The sequence below is a fragment of the Streptosporangium sp. NPDC048886 genome (genome assembly GCF_055586905.1).
In genome coordinates this window covers 25,063-40,357 of record NZ_JBVJHH010000038.1, presented here as the reverse complement: position 1 = coordinate 40,357, position 15,295 = coordinate 25,063, and the positions used below count along the sequence as shown (strand labels likewise).

Annotated in this window: 14 protein-coding genes; 5 read left to right on the top strand and 9 right to left on the bottom strand. The window is 72.1% G+C overall.

Translation table 11 applies throughout. The annotated features are described in order from the left end of the window. Window positions 1-93: 93 nt before the first annotated feature. From ACZ6R6_RS36675 to ACZ6R6_RS36650, 6 genes are all read right to left on the bottom strand, one after another. Window positions 94-783, bottom strand: a complete 690-nt coding sequence (locus ACZ6R6_RS36675; RefSeq protein WP_470101300.1) for a class F sortase — start codon at window positions 781-783, stop codon at window positions 94-96. Next, window positions 776-1,366, bottom strand: a complete 591-nt coding sequence (locus tag ACZ6R6_RS36670; RefSeq protein WP_470101298.1) for a hypothetical protein — start codon at window positions 1,364-1,366, stop codon at window positions 776-778. Before ACZ6R6_RS36670 ends, ACZ6R6_RS36675 begins: the two co-directional genes overlap by 8 nt. A gap of 124 nt (window positions 1,367-1,490) precedes the next feature. Continuing rightward, on the bottom strand, window positions 1,491-2,225 hold the full coding sequence (ppgK, locus tag ACZ6R6_RS36665; RefSeq protein WP_470101296.1) for a polyphosphate--glucose phosphotransferase: 735 nt from the start codon (window positions 2,223-2,225) through the stop codon (window positions 1,491-1,493). A gap of 72 nt (window positions 2,226-2,297) precedes the next feature. Then, window positions 2,298-3,341, bottom strand: a complete 1,044-nt coding sequence (locus ACZ6R6_RS36660; protein WP_470101294.1) for an NADP-dependent oxidoreductase — start codon at window positions 3,339-3,341, stop codon at window positions 2,298-2,300. Window positions 3,342-4,212: 871 nt separating this feature from the next. Continuing rightward, window positions 4,213-5,193 (bottom strand): LacI family DNA-binding transcriptional regulator, encoded by a 981-nt coding sequence (locus tag ACZ6R6_RS36655; protein WP_470101292.1) that lies wholly within the window; start codon window positions 5,191-5,193, stop codon window positions 4,213-4,215. Window positions 5,194-5,298: 105 nt separating this feature from the next. After that, complete coding sequence (locus tag ACZ6R6_RS36650; RefSeq protein WP_470101290.1) at window positions 5,299-6,936, bottom strand: ABC-F family ATP-binding cassette domain-containing protein; 1,638 nt, start codon at window positions 6,934-6,936, stop codon at window positions 5,299-5,301. A gap of 240 nt (window positions 6,937-7,176) precedes the next feature. Between ACZ6R6_RS36650 and ACZ6R6_RS36645 the strand changes: the two genes are divergently transcribed. The 4 genes from ACZ6R6_RS36645 (at window position 7,177) to ACZ6R6_RS36630 (ending at window position 11,019) form a co-directional block, all read left to right on the top strand. Beyond that, the gene (locus ACZ6R6_RS36645) at window positions 7,177-7,905 is read left to right on the top strand and encodes a hypothetical protein (protein ID WP_470101288.1); all 729 of its coding nucleotides are present in this window, start codon (window positions 7,177-7,179) and stop codon (window positions 7,903-7,905) included. Between the two features lie 165 nt (window positions 7,906-8,070). Then, complete coding sequence (locus tag ACZ6R6_RS36640) at window positions 8,071-8,877, top strand: SAM-dependent methyltransferase (RefSeq protein ID WP_470101286.1); 807 nt, start codon at window positions 8,071-8,073, stop codon at window positions 8,875-8,877. Continuing rightward, window positions 8,877-9,794: a TIGR03619 family F420-dependent LLM class oxidoreductase gene (locus ACZ6R6_RS36635; RefSeq protein WP_470101284.1), complete on the top strand. Its 918-nt coding sequence runs from the start codon at window positions 8,877-8,879 to the stop codon at window positions 9,792-9,794. The genes ACZ6R6_RS36640 and ACZ6R6_RS36635 overlap by 1 nt, the downstream gene beginning before the upstream one ends. Window positions 9,795-9,867: 73 nt before the next feature. After that, on the top strand, window positions 9,868-11,019 hold the full coding sequence (locus ACZ6R6_RS36630) for an acyl-CoA dehydrogenase family protein (RefSeq protein ID WP_451930726.1): 1,152 nt from the start codon (window positions 9,868-9,870) through the stop codon (window positions 11,017-11,019). 84 nt (window positions 11,020-11,103) lie between these two features. On the opposite strand, the gene ACZ6R6_RS36625 is transcribed toward ACZ6R6_RS36630, so the two are convergent. The 3 genes from ACZ6R6_RS36625 to ACZ6R6_RS36615 all read right to left on the bottom strand — a co-directional run bounded on the left by ACZ6R6_RS36625 (window position 11,104) and on the right by ACZ6R6_RS36615 (window position 14,486). Beyond that, window positions 11,104-12,144: a family 2 encapsulin nanocompartment cargo protein polyprenyl transferase gene (locus ACZ6R6_RS36625; protein ID WP_470101281.1), complete on the bottom strand. Its 1,041-nt coding sequence runs from the start codon at window positions 12,142-12,144 to the stop codon at window positions 11,104-11,106. 150 nt (window positions 12,145-12,294) lie between these two features. Then, window positions 12,295-13,683, bottom strand: coding sequence for a family 2B encapsulin nanocompartment shell protein (locus tag ACZ6R6_RS36620; RefSeq protein WP_470101407.1), 1,389 nt, complete (start codon window positions 13,681-13,683; stop codon window positions 12,295-12,297). Window positions 13,684-14,213: 530 nt separating this feature from the next. Beyond that, a complete protein-coding gene (locus ACZ6R6_RS36615; RefSeq protein ID WP_470101279.1) occupies window positions 14,214-14,486 on the bottom strand; it encodes a GlsB/YeaQ/YmgE family stress response membrane protein in 273 nt (90 codons plus the stop codon). Window positions 14,487-14,810: 324 nt separating this feature from the next. On the opposite strand from ACZ6R6_RS36615, the gene ACZ6R6_RS36610 reads away from it, so the two are divergent. Further along, window positions 14,811-15,209: a hypothetical protein gene (locus ACZ6R6_RS36610; protein ID WP_470101277.1), complete on the top strand. Its 399-nt coding sequence runs from the start codon at window positions 14,811-14,813 to the stop codon at window positions 15,207-15,209. Window positions 15,210-15,295 lie beyond the last annotated feature (86 nt).

Genomic DNA, 15,295 nt, shown 5'->3' with positions numbered 1-15,295 from the left:
ACCGCCCCGCGGCCGGTCCCGCGCCGCGTGGTCACGGCCGCCCCCGCGTCCGACGGCCCCGCCGGTCCCGGCGCCGCCGGAACCTCCCGGCGGTCAGGCGCGGGACAGGTCCGACAGGCGGTACCAGCCCGCGAGACCGCCGTAGACGATCAGGTTGTCGTCGTAGGAGTGCCGCTCGGAGTCATAGGTTCCGCCGCAGGTCACCAGCCTGATCGCCGGACGCCGCGGCGCCCGGTAGACCTTCCCCACCGGGAAGGCGCTCTTGCGGACCCGCTCGACGGCCGACACCCGGAAGACCACCGCGGTCCTGTCCTGGCGGGTCACCACCACCGCGTCCCCCTCGCGCACCCGGGACAGCCCGGCGAACACGGCGGGCCCGGTCCTGGTGTCGAGATGGCCGACGACGACCGCGGAGCCCGGTGCACCGGGCGTCGGCCCCAGCCGGTCCCAGCCGACGAGGTCGGCCCGCCACAGGGGCGGCGGCTCCAGGGTGCCGTCGGCTCCGGAGTCGATCGGGGCGACAGGGGCGTTCACCTTCGCCCGCGGCACCACGAGCGCCACCGGATCCGACTCGCCCGGAAGCCCCGGCAGCGTCTGGGGCCATCCGTTCCTCCCCGCTCCGGCGTGCGCGGCGGCGGCGCCCGGCCGCGGCACCGCGGGGGCGGTCACCGGCAGGGCGCGGACCAGCGCGGGGTCCGCCTCCTCACCCGTCCTGGGCAGGCAGCCCGCGAGCAGGAGGACGGCGACGGCCGCCGAGGCCGTCACCGCCCGGAGATCAGCCACGCCCCGCCGCCCGGCGTCTCCTCGCCAGGATCAGTCCCCCGGCCCCGGCGAGTACGGCGGCCGCCCCGGCCCCCCAGCCGAGTGCGGAGTCCGCTGTCGTCTCCCGGGCGGCCACCGCCCCGTGCGTCGTCCTCCTGGCGAGCGCGAGGCCGCCGCCCCCGGTGTCCGGGCCGAAGCCGTCGACCACGTAGAGCTCCCCGTAGACGGTGTCGCCGGTGCCCTCGCAGTCCACCTCCACGGCGTAGGCGCCTCTGGGCGCGTCGTAGTCCACCTGCGCCCAGCCGACCGCCGGCGGGCCGCCGCCGGAACCGTCCCCGAACCCGTCCCCGAACCCCTCGTCATCCTGGAAGCCCCGGTCGCCGAACCTCACCTCGTCCTGGAAGGCCGCCGAGTGGGCGAAGACGGGTCCGCCGCATCCCGGCACCGCGATCTCGATGTCCTGCCCCGGCCGCACCCGGTACGGCGAGAGCCGCACCTCCCGGTCGTCTCCCGTCGCCGCGGCCGGCCACGCCACCCCCGCGGCCAGGACGGCCACCGCCCCGGCCGCCCCGGCCCAGCGGGCGAGAACCCCCGTCGACTGCATCACGCTCTCCACCCCCGGCAGATCTCGATCTTGCTGACGTAGCGCTACCTACCCAGGTCGGAGAGCGTGTCCGGCAAAAGAAGATCAAAATCTGGACGGCCTTCCCGGCTGCGCCGGAGGGGCCCTACGTCGCCGCGGCGGCCATGGCGGCACCCACGATCCCGGCCTCGTTCTGCAGGGTGGCCGGCACGACCGGGGTGTGCACCTCCACCTTGGGCAGGAACTTCTCCGACTTCTTGCTGACCCCGCCGCCGATGATGATCAGTGACGGGGAGAACAGCGCCTCGACGTGCTGCAGATACTCCTCGACCCGCCCGGCCCACTGGTTCCAGCTCAGGTCGTGCTCCTCGCGCGCGTGGTCGGAGGCCCGCTTCTCGGCGTCCTTGCCCCTGATCTCCAGGTGCCCCAGCTCGGTGTTGGGCACCAGATGCCCGTCGACGAACAGGGCGCTGCCGATCCCGGTGCCGAAGGTCAGCATCAGCACCACCCCGCCCTTGTCCCGGCCGGCGCCGACCGCCATCTCGGCCGTGCCCGCCGCGTCGGCGTCGTTGAGCACCGTCACGGGCAGGCCCGTCGCCTTGGCGAACAGCGCCTGCGCGTCCTCGCCGATCCACGACTGGTCCACGTTCGCGGCCGACCTCGTGACCCCGTCGGTCACGACTCCCGGAAAGGTCACCCCGACCGGCCCTTTCCAGGAGAAGTGCTCGGCGATCTGCCCGACCACCGCGGCGACCGCCTTGGGAGTGGCGGGGACGGGGGTCGGGATCCGCAGGCGATCCTGCGTCAACCCGCCTCTGGCGATGTCCACCGGCGCACCCTTGATCCCCGATCCGCCGATGTCGATTCCCAGCGCTTCCATGACATCCACCTCCTGTTCCGGGCTCCTTCCCCAGGACAGGGCGCTGATGCTCCCGCGCGGGTGCGGCGGCCGTCAGCCGCCGAGGCGGACGAGCATCTTGCCGACGTTGGCACCGCGCAGCACGCCCAGGAAGGCGGCGGGCGCCTGGTCGATGCCCTCGATCACGGTCTCTTCGGCCCGCAGCGTGCCGTCGGCGAGCCAGCCGGTGGCCCGTTCGACGTATTCGGGGAAGAGCGGGAAGTAGGAGTTGATCAGCAGGCCCCGCATGGTGAGCTCCTTGTAGGCCGCCTGGAAGAGGTTCACCGGCCCGGGGAGCGGCTCGGTGGCGTTGTAGCCGCTGACCGCGCCGACCAGGGCGATCCGGCCCCCGGGCCGCGCCGCGGCGATGGCGGCCTCCAGATGGTCGCCGCCGACGTTGTCGAGATAGACGTCGATGCCCTCGGGGGCGGCCTGGGCGAGCTGGGCGGCGAGCGAACCGGCCCGGTGGTCGATCGCGGCGTCGAAGCCGAAGTCCTCCACCAGTTTCCTGGCCTTGTGCGGCCCACCGGCCGAGCCGATCACCTTGGCGGCGCCGAGCGTGCGGGCGAGCTGCCCGGCGACGCTGCCGACCGCGCCGGCCGCGGCGGAGACGAAGACCACGTCGCCCTGCCGTACGGGGGCCACCCGGGTGAGGGCGGCGTAGGCGGTCAGGCCCGTCGTGCCCAGCACGCCCAGGTATGCCTGGGCGGGGACGGCCGCGGTGTCGACGACGGTCGCGGCGGAGGCGTCCAGGACGGCGTACTCGCGCCAGCCCAGGAAGTGCGAGACCGTCGCGCCGGCCGGAACGGCCTCGGACCGGGAGGCGACGACCTCGCCGACGGCGCTGCCCTCCAGCACGGCGCCGAGCTGGAACGGCGGAATGTAGGACTCGGCGTCGTCCATCCGGCCCCGCATGTACGGGTCGACGGACATCCAGGTGTTGCGGACCAGGATCTGGCCCTCGCCGGGCTGCGGCACCTCGGCCTGGACCAGTTCGAAGTCCTCCAGGCTCGGCTCACCGACCGGACGGGAGGCGAGCCGGATCTCCCGGCCGATGATCGTCTTGTCAGACGTGACGGTGGTGATGGTGGAGGACATGGCGATCGCCGCTTTCCGTCAGATGTGCGTCGGATGTGAGTCGGGTGTGAAAGGCCGTACTGATCCACCGGCGCTCCGTGAGAACCGGTCCGCGGGTGCCGTGGAGGGCGTGCGCCCACCGGCCGGACGCACTCCTGCGGAGCGCGGCCCGTCCTCGACCCCGTCAGGCTCAACTGTGCCGACGGGCACGCACGATCCGCTGGGGGTCCGCTGGGGCCTGCTGGGAGCCGGTCGGGAGCCGACGCACAGCCGGGCACGGGCCGGCAGGTGCACGCCGACCGGCCCGTCGGCGACCCGTGGGGCGGGGCGGCCATCGGGAAACCCCGCTACCACGCCGTAGACCGAGGTCTCCCAGCTCTGCGCCGGGTTCCGGAGCGCCGAGCGGCGGCTACGCGGCTCGCTCGACGGGGACCGTCTGCTGGCGGCGGACCACGATGTGCCGTTTCCCACGGCCAGGGTTCCCACGGCGCGGGGTCCTACAGCGCGGGGTCCTACAGCGCGGGGCTCTACGGCGTGAGCCTCTACGGCCTGCCGTTTCCCATGGCCAGGATTCCTACGGTGTGGCGCTGATCCTGACCGGGCTCGGCTTCATCGCCGGGCAGCGCGGCGATGCCGGGCAGGCCGCGCTCTCCGTTGTGGGGATCTGGCCGCATTGAGCGGGCCTGGCCGCGGCACGTGAGATCGGCGGCCCTGGGCGATCGCCTCGCCCTCTGAGGGCCCGGCCGGCGCACAGGCGATCGCGGGACACCACGGCCACGTGTTTACGACAGATATCCGTAACACCGGTATGCATACCCGCAAGACGGCGACCGGAGCCCGTGGGATCACCCACGGGCGGGCGGCGTGCGGCCCGGACGCACCGGGCCTCGGCTCAACGCTTGACCGGCCCCGTGGAGGCCCTGACCACCAGCTCGGGCTCGAAGAGCAGCTCGTCGGCCGGGACCAGGGCCTTGTCGATCTGGGCGGCGAGGAGGTCGACGACCGCGCGGCCCATCGCGTCGATCGGCTGGCGCAGCGTGGTCAGCGGCGGGTCGGTGCAGTTCATCAGGGCGGAGTCGTCGTAGCCGATCACCGAGATGTCGTCGGGGACCGACAGCCCCGCCCGGCGCGCCGCCCGGATGGCGCCCAGCGCCATGACGTCGCTGGCGCAGATGACGCCGGTCACGCCCCGCCGGATCAGCCGGGTCGCCGCCGCGTGCCCGCCCTCGAGGGAGAACATGGTGTGCTCGACGGCCTCCGGGGGCAGACCGGCCGCCGCCAGCTTGCGCCGCGAGGGGACGTGGTCCGGCGGCCCGAGCACCATGCCGATCCGCTCGTGCCCGAGCGAGCGCAGGTGGCCGAGCGCCATCTCGGCGGCCGCCACGTCGTCACAGGAGACCTGGGGGAAGGCGAGATGCTCGACCGCGGCGTTGACCAACACCGTCGGCAACCTGCGCTCCAGCAGCAGCTCGTAGTGGCTGTGGGAGGCGTCGGCCTGGGCGAACAGCCCGCCGGCGAACACCACGCCGGACACCTGCTGCTGCAGGAGCAGGTCGACGTACTCCGCCTCGGAGACCCCGCCCAGCGTCCTGGTGCACAGCACCGAGGTGAAGCCCTGCTGGGCCAGCGCTCCCCCGACCACCTCGGCGAACGCCGGGAAGATCGGGTTCTGCAGCTCCGGCAGGACGAGCCCCACCAGCCTCGCCCGGTCACCGCGCAGCTGCGTCGGCCGCTCGTAGCCGAGCACGTCGAGTGCCGTGAGCACGGCCTCCCGCGTCGCCTCCGACACTCCGGGTTTCCCGTTGAGCACGCGACTCACCGTCGCCTCGCTCATGCCGACCTTCTTGGCCACCTCTGCAAGCCGTCGCGTCATGGCGAAACCATACGGCATTAAGCGCAAATATTTGCGGTTACTTGCGAAAATTATCGCATATTTCTCTGGGTCTCTCGCCCCCGCGCGGCCTGCCGCGGCACCTGTCTAGAGCTCCGCGATCCGGCCGGCGTCGAGGTGGATGTGGCGGGTGGTGTGCACGGCCTCCAGCATCCGCCGGTCGTGGGTGACCAGCAGGAGGGTGCCGGGGTAGGAGGCGAGCGCGGACTCCAGTTGCTCGATGGCGGCCAGGTCCAGGTGGTTGGTCGGCTCGTCGAGGACGAGGAGGTTCACCCCCCGGGCCTGGAGCAGCGCGAGGGCGGCCCGGGTCCGCTCCCCGGGGGAGAGCGTGGCGGCCGGGCGCAGCACGTGCGCCGCGCGCAGCCCGAACTTGGCCAGCAGCGTGCGCACGTCGGCGGGGGGCATGTCCGGCGCGGCCGCGCCGAAGGCGTCCAGCAGCGACTCGCCGCCGAGGAACAGCCCGCGGGCCTGGTCCACCTCACCGACGACCACGCCGGGGCCGAGGGAGGCGTTCCCCTCCTCCAGCGGGATGCGGTCCAGCAGCGCGGCCAGGAGCGTGGACTTGCCCGAGCCGTTGGCGCCGGTGACCGCCACCCGCTCGGCCCAGCCGATCTGCAGGTCGACCGGGCCGAGGGTGAAGGCGCCGCGCCGGACCACGGCGCCGCGCAGCGTCGCGACGACCGCCCCGGCCCGGGGGGCCACGGCGATCTCCATCCGGAGCTCCCACTCCTTGCGGGGCTCCTCGACCTCCTCCAGCCGCTCGATCATCCGCTCGGTCTGGCGGGCCTTGGCGGCCTGCTTCTCGGTCGTCTCCGTCCGGAAGCTCCGGCCGATCTTGTCGTTGTCGGGCGCCTTGCGCCGCGCGTTCTTGACGCCCTTCTCCATCCAGGCGCGCTGCATCCCGGCCCGCTGCTTGAGCGCTGCGACGGTGCCGGCGTACTCCTCGTACTGGTCGCGGGCGTGCTGCCGGGCGACCTCCCGCTCGGCGAGGTAAGCCTCGTAGCCGCCGCCGTAGATCCCGATCCGCTGCTGGGCGAGGTCGAGCTCGACGACCCGGTCGACCGTCCTGGCCAGGAACTCGCGGTCATGGCTGACCAGCACCGTCCCGGCCCGCAGCCCGGCGACGAAGCGTTCGAGCCGCTCCAGACCGTCCAGGTCGAGGTCGTTGGTGGGCTCGTCCAGCAGGAAGACGTCATAGCGGCTGAGCAGCAGGGAGGCCATCCCGGCACGGGCGGCCTGGCCGCCGGAGAGTGCCGTCATCGGCCGGTCCAGGTCCACCGCCAGGCCGAGCTCGGCGACGACCCCCTCGGCGCGCTCCTCCAGATCGGCCCCGCCCAGGGCCAGCCATCTCTCCAGGCCCGCGGCGTAGTCGTCGTCGGCCCCGGGGCGCCCTTCCACCAGCGCCTCGGTCGCGGCGTCGAGCGCGCGCTGGGCGGCGGAGACCCCGGTCCGCCGGCCCAGGAAGGCCGCGAGCGTCTCATCCGCCCGGCGCTCCCTCTCCTGGGGCAGGTAGCCCACCGCCGCCGAGGGCGGGCTGAGCCGTACGGTGCCGTGCTCCGGGGGCAGCAGGCCGGCCAGGATCCGCATCAGTGTGGACTTGCCGGCCCCGTTCACCCCGACCAGGCCGATCACCTCGCCGGGGGCGACGACCAGCTCCAGACCGGAGAACAGCGCGCGGTCGCCGTGTCCCGCGGCGAGGTCCTTGGCGACGATGGTGGCACTCATGAGGGAAACCGTATCCGCCGCCGCGACCTCCCCCTGGCCGCCGGGTCCGCGCGCCCGGCCCGCGGGCCGGCGCTCCGGCACCGGTACGACCTGCGGTTTTACCGCGAAACGTTATCTTACGGAAACTTTATCCGCACTTTTTCGAGACTTCAGCCAACATTTGCCGTGCCAACCCCGTCTTATAAGGGTGGAAGCGATCGTCCCGGCCGCTTCTCACAACGGGGAGAGGGAAACGTCTTGATGAAACGAATCGCCGTCGGCCTGCTGTCCGTGGTCGCGGGCGGCTCACTGCTGCTGTCAGCCGGTACGGCCTCCGCCGAGCGCACCGCCCTCAGCGTGCGCGTCGACAGTGTGAACCCCAACCCGGTCGTCGTGAAGAACGGCGCGGACACGAGGGTCACGATCGAGGTCCGCACCACCGAGGCGACCCGCGTCGAGCTCCGTCTCAGGCCGGTCTCCGACCAGTTCCGCACTCTGGACGTGCGCGAGCCCAAGATCATCCAGCAGGGCGACCTCTGGCGCTTCAGCACGAGCTTCGACGAGAACGACTTCGAGGGCCGCTGGCTCGCGATCGCCGACGCCTACGACAAGGACGGCAAGAAGGTCACCGACCAGGTCAACTTCTCCGTCAAGCAGGAGCAGGACAAGGCCGACACCCGTCTGTCCGGCTTCTCCGCCGACCCGGGGGCGGTCCGCAAGGGCCGCTGGGTCTACTTCACCGGCCGCCTCCAGTCCGACGCCGACGGCCGCTGGCGGGGCGTCGAGGACGAGGAGGTGACGATCTACTTCCGGCCCCGCGGCTCCAGTGCCTGGAAGTGGGTCACCACCGCCGACACCGGCTGGCGGGGCGGGTTCCGCGCCAAGGCCCGTGCCTCCAGGAGCGGTGAGTACCGCGCCGTCTTCGACGGGACCGACGAGCTCGGCGACAGCACCAGCCGGTCCGACCGGGTGCGGGTCTGGTACCGGTAGTCCCGCACGGACCGCGCCCGCCGAGACGGGCGCTCCTCGATGACGCGGAAGCCCGGGGCGACCTGGGCTTCCGCCGTTCATATCCAAAAAACCCCACCGATCCCCACAGATGGGGCATTACGCTCAGGATAAGGATCTTCACGACTGTTCAGGCGAGGGGCGAACATGGCGGAAGAAGAGTGGACGCGACGGGGGATCGACGTCAACACTCCAAGCGTCGCCAGGCTGTATGACTACTACCTCGGCGGCAAGGACAACTTCGCGGCCGACCGCACCGCCGCCGAGGAGATCCTCTCGATCGCCCCGGAGCTGCGCATGGCCGCCCGGGAGAACCGCGCCTTCCTCGGCCGGGCCGTCAGGGCCCTGGCGGAGGCGGGGATCGAGCAGTTCCTGGACATCGGCACCGGGCTGCCCACCCGGGGCAACGTCCACGAGGTGGCGCACCAGGTGACACCGGACGCGCGCGTCGCCTACGTCGACAACGACCCGATCGTCCTCGTGCACGCCAGGGCCCTCCTGCGCGGCGCCCGGGACGAGGTCATGGTCACCTCGGGTGACCTGCGCCAGCCGGAGGAGATCCTCAAGTCCCCGGAGATCCAGGACCACCTCGACTTCTCCAAGCCCGTCGCCGTGCTGCTCGTGGCGATCATGCACTTCATCACCGAGTCCGACGACCCCCGGCGCATCGTGGCCACGCTACGCGACGCCGTGCCGCCCGGCAGCTATCTGGTCCTCTCCCACGGCACCCGCGAGTCCCGGGCCGAGGCCGTGGACAAGGGCACCAAGGTCTACGAGCGCGCCAACTCGCCGCTCGTCCTCCGCTCCCGCCAGGAGATCCTCAGCCTGTTCGACGGGTTCGAGCTGGTCGATCCGGGGCTCGTCTGGCTGCCCGAATGGCGGCCGGACGGGCAGCTGCCCCACGACGACCCCTCGCAGGCACTGATCATGTGCGGCGTGGGCAGGAAGCCCTGATGGCCGTCCGTCTCGGGCTGGCACTGCCGCAGTACGGCCGCTTCGCCGACGGGGAGGCGCTCGTCACGGTCGCGCGGGAGGCCGAGGCCCGGGGCTTCGCGAGCCTGTGGGTGGGCGACCGGCTGCTGACGCCGCTGGCCCCCGCGGACCGCTACCCCGGCGGCGACGGCACGATCCCGCCCGCGCACCGCACGTTCCTCGACCCTTTCGCGGTCCTGTCGACCGCGGCCGCCGTCACCTCGCGGGTCCGCCTGGGCACCAGCGCGCTGAACGCCAACTGGTACCCCCCGGCGCTGCTGGCCCGCTCGCTGACCACGATCGACCGGCTCAGCGGCGGCCGCCTGGACGTGGGGCTGGGGCTCGGCTGGTCCAGTGACGAGTACGCCGCGGCCGGCGTGCCCTGGCGGGGCCGCGCCGCGCTGTTCGACGCCACGCTCGACGCCCTGGAGGCCGTCTGGCGCGACGACCCGGTGAGCGTCACCGGTCCGCGCTGGGACATCGCGCCGAGCCACATCCTCCCCAAGCCCGCGCAGCGGCCCCGTCCCCCCGTCTACCTCGCCGGCTTCTCACCCGCGGCGCTGGCCCGCGTCGGCCGCCGCGCCGACGGATGGCTCGCGGCCTCCGTGCCCCCACCGGTGCTCATGGGCATGTGGGACACGGTCAGGGAGTCGGCCGAGCGGAGCGGGCGCGACCCGGACGGGGTGCGCGTCGTCGTGCGGGCCAACCCGATCGTCGTCGAGTCCCCCGCCGAGGCCGCGCCGCCGAGAAGCGGGACCCTGGAGCAGCTCGCCGAGCACCTGGGGGCCCTCGCCGGGGCCGGCGTGCACGAGATCTTCCTCGACCTCCAGCACACCGCGACCGACCCCCTCCACCTGCTCGATCTCGCCGAGTCCCTCCGCGAGTCGTCCGGCCTGTGAGACGGGTCACGGGTTGACCCTCGGGTCCCCGGGCAGGTGGCCCGGCACACGGACCTGAGGGGGGACTGCGACGATGACGACGGGTGACTTCTACGACTACTCCGAACTGCTGGAGGAGGACGAGAAGGAGATCGTCCTGCGGGTGCGGGAGTTCATGGCGCGGGAGGTCGCGCCCATCGCGGACGAGGCGTGGACCAACGCCCGCTTCCCCCATCACCTCATCCCGGAGCTGGCGAAGCTGGACATCGCGGGCCTGCCGTACCGGGGGGCACGGAGCCTGCTGACCGGATTCGTGGTGCTGGAGATGAACCGGGTGGACCCCTCGATGGGGACGTTCTTCGGCGTGCACAACGGGCTGGCGATGGGGAGCGTCGACCGGCTGGGCTCGGCCGGGCAGCGGGAGCGGTGGCTGCCCGCGATGGCCTCGATGGAGAAGATCGGGGCGTTCGCCCTGACCGAGCCCGACGGAGGCTCCGACGTCGCGGCGGGGCTGCGCACCACGGCCCGGCGCGAGGGCGACGTGTGGGTGCTCAACGGGGCCAAGCGGTGGATCGGCAACGCCACCTTCGCCGACCTGATCGTGGTCTGGGCCAAGGACGAGGCCGACGGCCAGGTCAAGGGGTTCGTGGTGGAGAAGGGGACGCCGGGGTTCTCCGCCACGACGATCGAGAACAAGATCGCGCTCCGGACGGTCCAGAACGCCGACATCACACTGACGAACTGCCTGGTGCCCGAGGAGAACCGGCTGCAGAACGCCGGCGGCTTCCGCGACACCGCGACGATCCTGCGGCAGACACGGGGCGGGGTCGCCTGGCAGGCGGTGGGCTGCATGATGGGCGCCTACGAGCTGGCGCTGGAGTATTCCAGGACGCGTGAGCAGTTCGGCCGGCCGATCGCGGGCTTCCAGCTCGTGCAGGACCTGCTGGTGCGGATGCTCGGCAACGTCACCTGCTCGCTGGGCATGGTGGTGCGGCTGGCCCAGCTCCAGGACGCGGGCGTCTACAAGGACGAGCACTCGGCCATGGCCAAGGCGTTCTGCACCGTGCGGATGCGCGAGGCGGTGGGCTGGGGCCGGGAGATCATGGGCGGCAACGGGATCGTGCTCGACTACGGCATGGGCCGGTTCGTGGCCGACTCCGAGGCCATCTACTCCTACGAGGGCACCCGTGAGATCAACAGCCTGATCGTGGGCCGCGCGATCACCGGCGTGGGCGCCTTCGTCTGACGCCCTCCCCCGGGAGCACCCGGCCTGGATCCCTTGACGCCCTCCCCTCCGGAGAGTGCCCGGCCCAGCCGCGCGTCAGGCCGATCAGTGATCGCGGTGGGTGACGAGCCGGGCCAGCGCGCTCAGCTCGGCGACCGGCCCCGGCACCGACCCGGCCGACCGCAGCCGGCGCAGCGCCCGGGTCAGCAGTTCGTCGGCCTGCGACTGGCTCCAGGCACGTCCGCCGACGGCGTCGACGAGCTCGGCGGCGCGGACCAGATCGGCGTCGGACAGGGGGCGCTCTCCGTGATAGAGCAGGGCCAGCTCCCGTCCGGCCGGCGTCGCGGAGGCGAGCGCGGCCACGACCGGCAGGGACTTCTTACGGCTGCGCAGGTCGGAGTAGACCGGCTTGCCGGTCGCCGCCGGATCTCCCCAGATGCCCAGGAGGTCGTCGACGAGCTGGAACGCCAGCCCCAGGTCTCTGCCGAAGGCGTGCAGGTGCTCGATCTGTTCCAGGCTCCCCCCGCCGAGCAGCGCGCCGAGCGCGCAGGCACACCCCAGCAGGGCGCCCGTCTTGCCGGCCGCCATGCTCAGGCACTCGGCGAGCTCGACGTTCTGGCGCCGTTCGAAGGCGACGTCGGCGTGCTGGCCCTCCAGCAGCTCCTGGACCGCGGCGCCGAAGATCCGCGTCGCCTGCGGGGTCGCCGGGTGCCCGCCCGCGGCGAGCACGTCGAAGGCCAGCGTCAGCAGGGCGTCACCGGCCAGGATCGCCGGGCTGACGCCGAAGACGGTCCAGGCCGTGGGACGGTGGCGGCGGGTCCGGTCACCGTCCATCACGTCGTCGTGCAGGAGGGAGAAGTTGTGCGCCAGCTCGACGGCGGCCGCGGCGGGCAGCGCCGCGGCGGCGCCTCCCCCCACGGCCTCGGCCGCCAGCAGCACCAGCGCGGGACGGATGGCCTTGCCGCCGTCCGCCACGGTCTGCCCGCCATGCTCGTCCCACCACCCGAAGTGGTAGCCGGCGATGCGCCGCATCGATGGGGGCAGCGTGTCGGCCGCCGGCCGCAGGGCGGACTCGACCAGCTCGCGGCTCCAGGCCAGCACCTCGCGCGCCGATCGCCCCCCGGCCGTAACCTCAACCGCGGTCATGTTCCCCGTCTCCTCGCTCTGTGGCCGGGCCCGGCGCCGGTGAGGGCGCCGGGCGCGAGGGGGACAGGACGGCGCCCCGGCCCCCATCGAAAGATCATGTGCGGCGGCCGGGCCCGGACCGGGGGTCCGGAGAGCCGCGGGTGCCCGTCCTCAGTGGCCGAGCTCGACGTCTTCGAGAATGCCGAGGGCGTCGGGGACCAGGACGGCGGCGGAGTAGTAGGCGCTGACCAGGTAGGAGATGATCGCCTTCTCGCTGATGCCCATGAACCGGACCGACAGGCTCGGCTGGTATTCGTCCGGGATGCCGGTCTGGTGCAGGCCGACGACGCCCTGGTTGTCCTCCCCGGTCCGCATGGCGAGGATCGACGTGGTGCGGGCGCCGGAGATGGGGATCTTGTTGCAGGAGAAGATCGGGATACCGCGCCAGGCGGGCACGGTGCCGCCGCCGACGTCGATGCCGAGCGGGTAGAGCCCGCGGCGGTTGCACTCCCGGCCGAAGGCGGCGATGGCGTAGGGGTGGGCGAGGATGAACTGCGTGTTCCGCCGGCGGCTGATCAGCTCGTCGAGGTCGTCGGGGGTGGGCGGCCCGGTCCGCGTGTGGATCCGCTGCTTGAGGTCGGCGTTGTGCAGCAGCCCGAACTCACGGTTGTTGATCAGCTCGTGCTCCTGCCGCTCCCGCAGCGCCTCGATCGTCAGCCGGAGCTGCTGTTCGATCTGGTCCATCGGGTCGTTGTAGAGGTCGGCCACCCGGCTGTGGACCCGCAGCACGGTCTGCGCGACGCTCAGCTCGTACTCCCGGGGCGCGAGCTCGTAGTCGACGAACGTGCCCGGCAGGTCGGGCTCCCCCACGTGACCCGCCACCGTCTCGATGGCGGCCTCGCCGTACTTGTTCTGTGGCCCCTTGGGAGCGGCCTGGACCTGACGCAGGTGGGCCTGGAGCGCTTCGGACTGGTCGACCAGCTCACGGAACGCCTGCCGGGGCAGGATCATCGCGGTCCCCGCGGTGATCGCCCGGACGGTGAACTCCCACTCCCCCTGTGAGTCCTCCTGCGAGGCCGCCAGCGTCTCGTCGCCGAAATGGTCGCCGCCGGCCAGCACCCCCAGGACCACCTGGTCGCCGTAGGGACCGGTGCCGACCTTGTTGAGCTTGCCGTGGGCGATGAGCACCACCTCGTCGGCCGGCCGGCCCGCCTGCACCAGCACCTCCCCGGCCGCGAACTCCCGCTGCGTGAACCGCTCCCCCAGCGCCTCCAGGACATCGGAGTCGTCGAAGTGACGCAGTGTCGGCAGCTCGCACAGCTCGGCCGGGACGACCCTCACCTGCGATCCGGTGGTGGTGAAGCTGACCCGGCCGTCGCCGACGGTGTAGCTCAGCCGCCGGTTCACCCGGTAGGTGCCGCCCGACACCTGCACCCACGGCAGCACCCGGAGCAGCCACCGCGAGGAGATCTCCTGCATCTGCGGCACTGTCTTGGTCGTCGTCGCGAGATTTCGCGCCGCGGCCGTCCCCAGACTCAACTGCGCCCTGCCGGCATCCATCTCCGTCACAACCCACCACCTGTCTGCACTCGTGTCGAAAAGGGAGGAACTGAAGGTTTGAATCGAGAAATGGGAATTCGCCGGATCAGCCGGCGCCGGATCCGCAGGTTTTCCACTCCTGGAACGGAATCCGGACACGGACCGTCTCGCGAACAGGACCAATCTTGGAGTTCAATTAAATGACCTGTCAAGCATTAAAAATAATTCAGTAAAAAGCGAATATCGCTATTACCGTGAAATGACAGAATAGGAGTTAATAACTGAGTTTTGTCGGTTGCTGCGGAGGCCATGCCCGTCTGCGACCTTCCCGGCGATCCGTCCCTTCGTCGGCCCGGACCGGTCCCGTCGGGCCGGCGGCCGTGAGCCGCCGGGCGGGGCGACGGTGCGGCCGGACGGGACGGTGCGGCCGGGCGGGAGGCGGAAATACGGAGACCTCCGTACGCGGTGTGGAGCCCAGGCTCCTTCGGCGCGTACGGAGGTCTCCGCTGTCGATCAGGCTCTGCCGTCGACGACACCCGCGGTCGACACGGCTAGCGGAGCCCGCGTCTGCTGTACATGCTGGCCGCCAGGAAGACGCCCACGGCGGCCAGGACGACCTGGATGGCCAGCTCGATCCAGTCGATTCCCCGTGTGACGCCCACCCCCAGCGCGCCGGCGATCGCGGTGCCGATGAGGGCCGCGACGATGCCGATCACGATGGTGAGCCAGATCGGGATGCTCTGCCGTCCCGGCACGACCAGACGGCCCAGGGCGCCGATGATCGCTCCGATGACGATGGCGGTGATGATGCCGGTGACTGTCATGATCCACGCTCCCAGTGCTCGGCTGCCGGACATGTGCCCGCGGAGAGGGGAGTGACACTTAGAAGAACGATCGCGACGGCCGGGGTGTTCCCCGGGACCCCCGTGCGGGCGGGCCGTGGCCGCCGGTCGCCGTGGCCGCGCCCGGCTCCGGCGATTCGCTGCCCCCAGCGTGGGTAGACAGAGGTTTCCGCAGCTTGGAGACCGGAAAGGCGGCGGTGACCGAGTCCAGCCCCGGCGGTCGCGGGCCGGGCGGGCCTGTCCGGCCCGCGACCGCCGGGGCCGTGCCCCTGCCCGGATCGGCAGGGGCCGTTCCGAGGAGGGCATGTGACCATTGACGGACGGACGGCCGAACGCTCGGCTCCCGACATCGACGACACGACCGCCGAAGCGCTGGGCAGGCTCTCCGAGGCACTGGAGACGACGGAGCGGGCCCGGGGCCACCTCTACTCCTTCCACCAGCTCACCGGCCATGCCGACCTGCAGCTCGACCGGGTCGTGGAGCTGCTGCGCGCCGCGGGCCACAGCGACCTGGCCGACGTCGTGGCCGACGAGCTGATCGGCCGCAACGTGCTGCCCGACCGGTGGACCTTCCAGATCATGGAGGAGTACGACGACGGCTACTACCGCTTCTTCACCGGGCTGGAGAAGCGGATCAGGGACGAGCTGGCCGGCGGGCGCCGCCATATCTACGAGGCGCGGATGAAGGCGGAACGCCAGAGCTGAGACCGGCCGCCTGAGACCGGGGGCACGCCGCCCGCCGGTACGGTCCGGGCGGGGGACCGGCACCCGGCGGCGCGCCGTACAGTGGC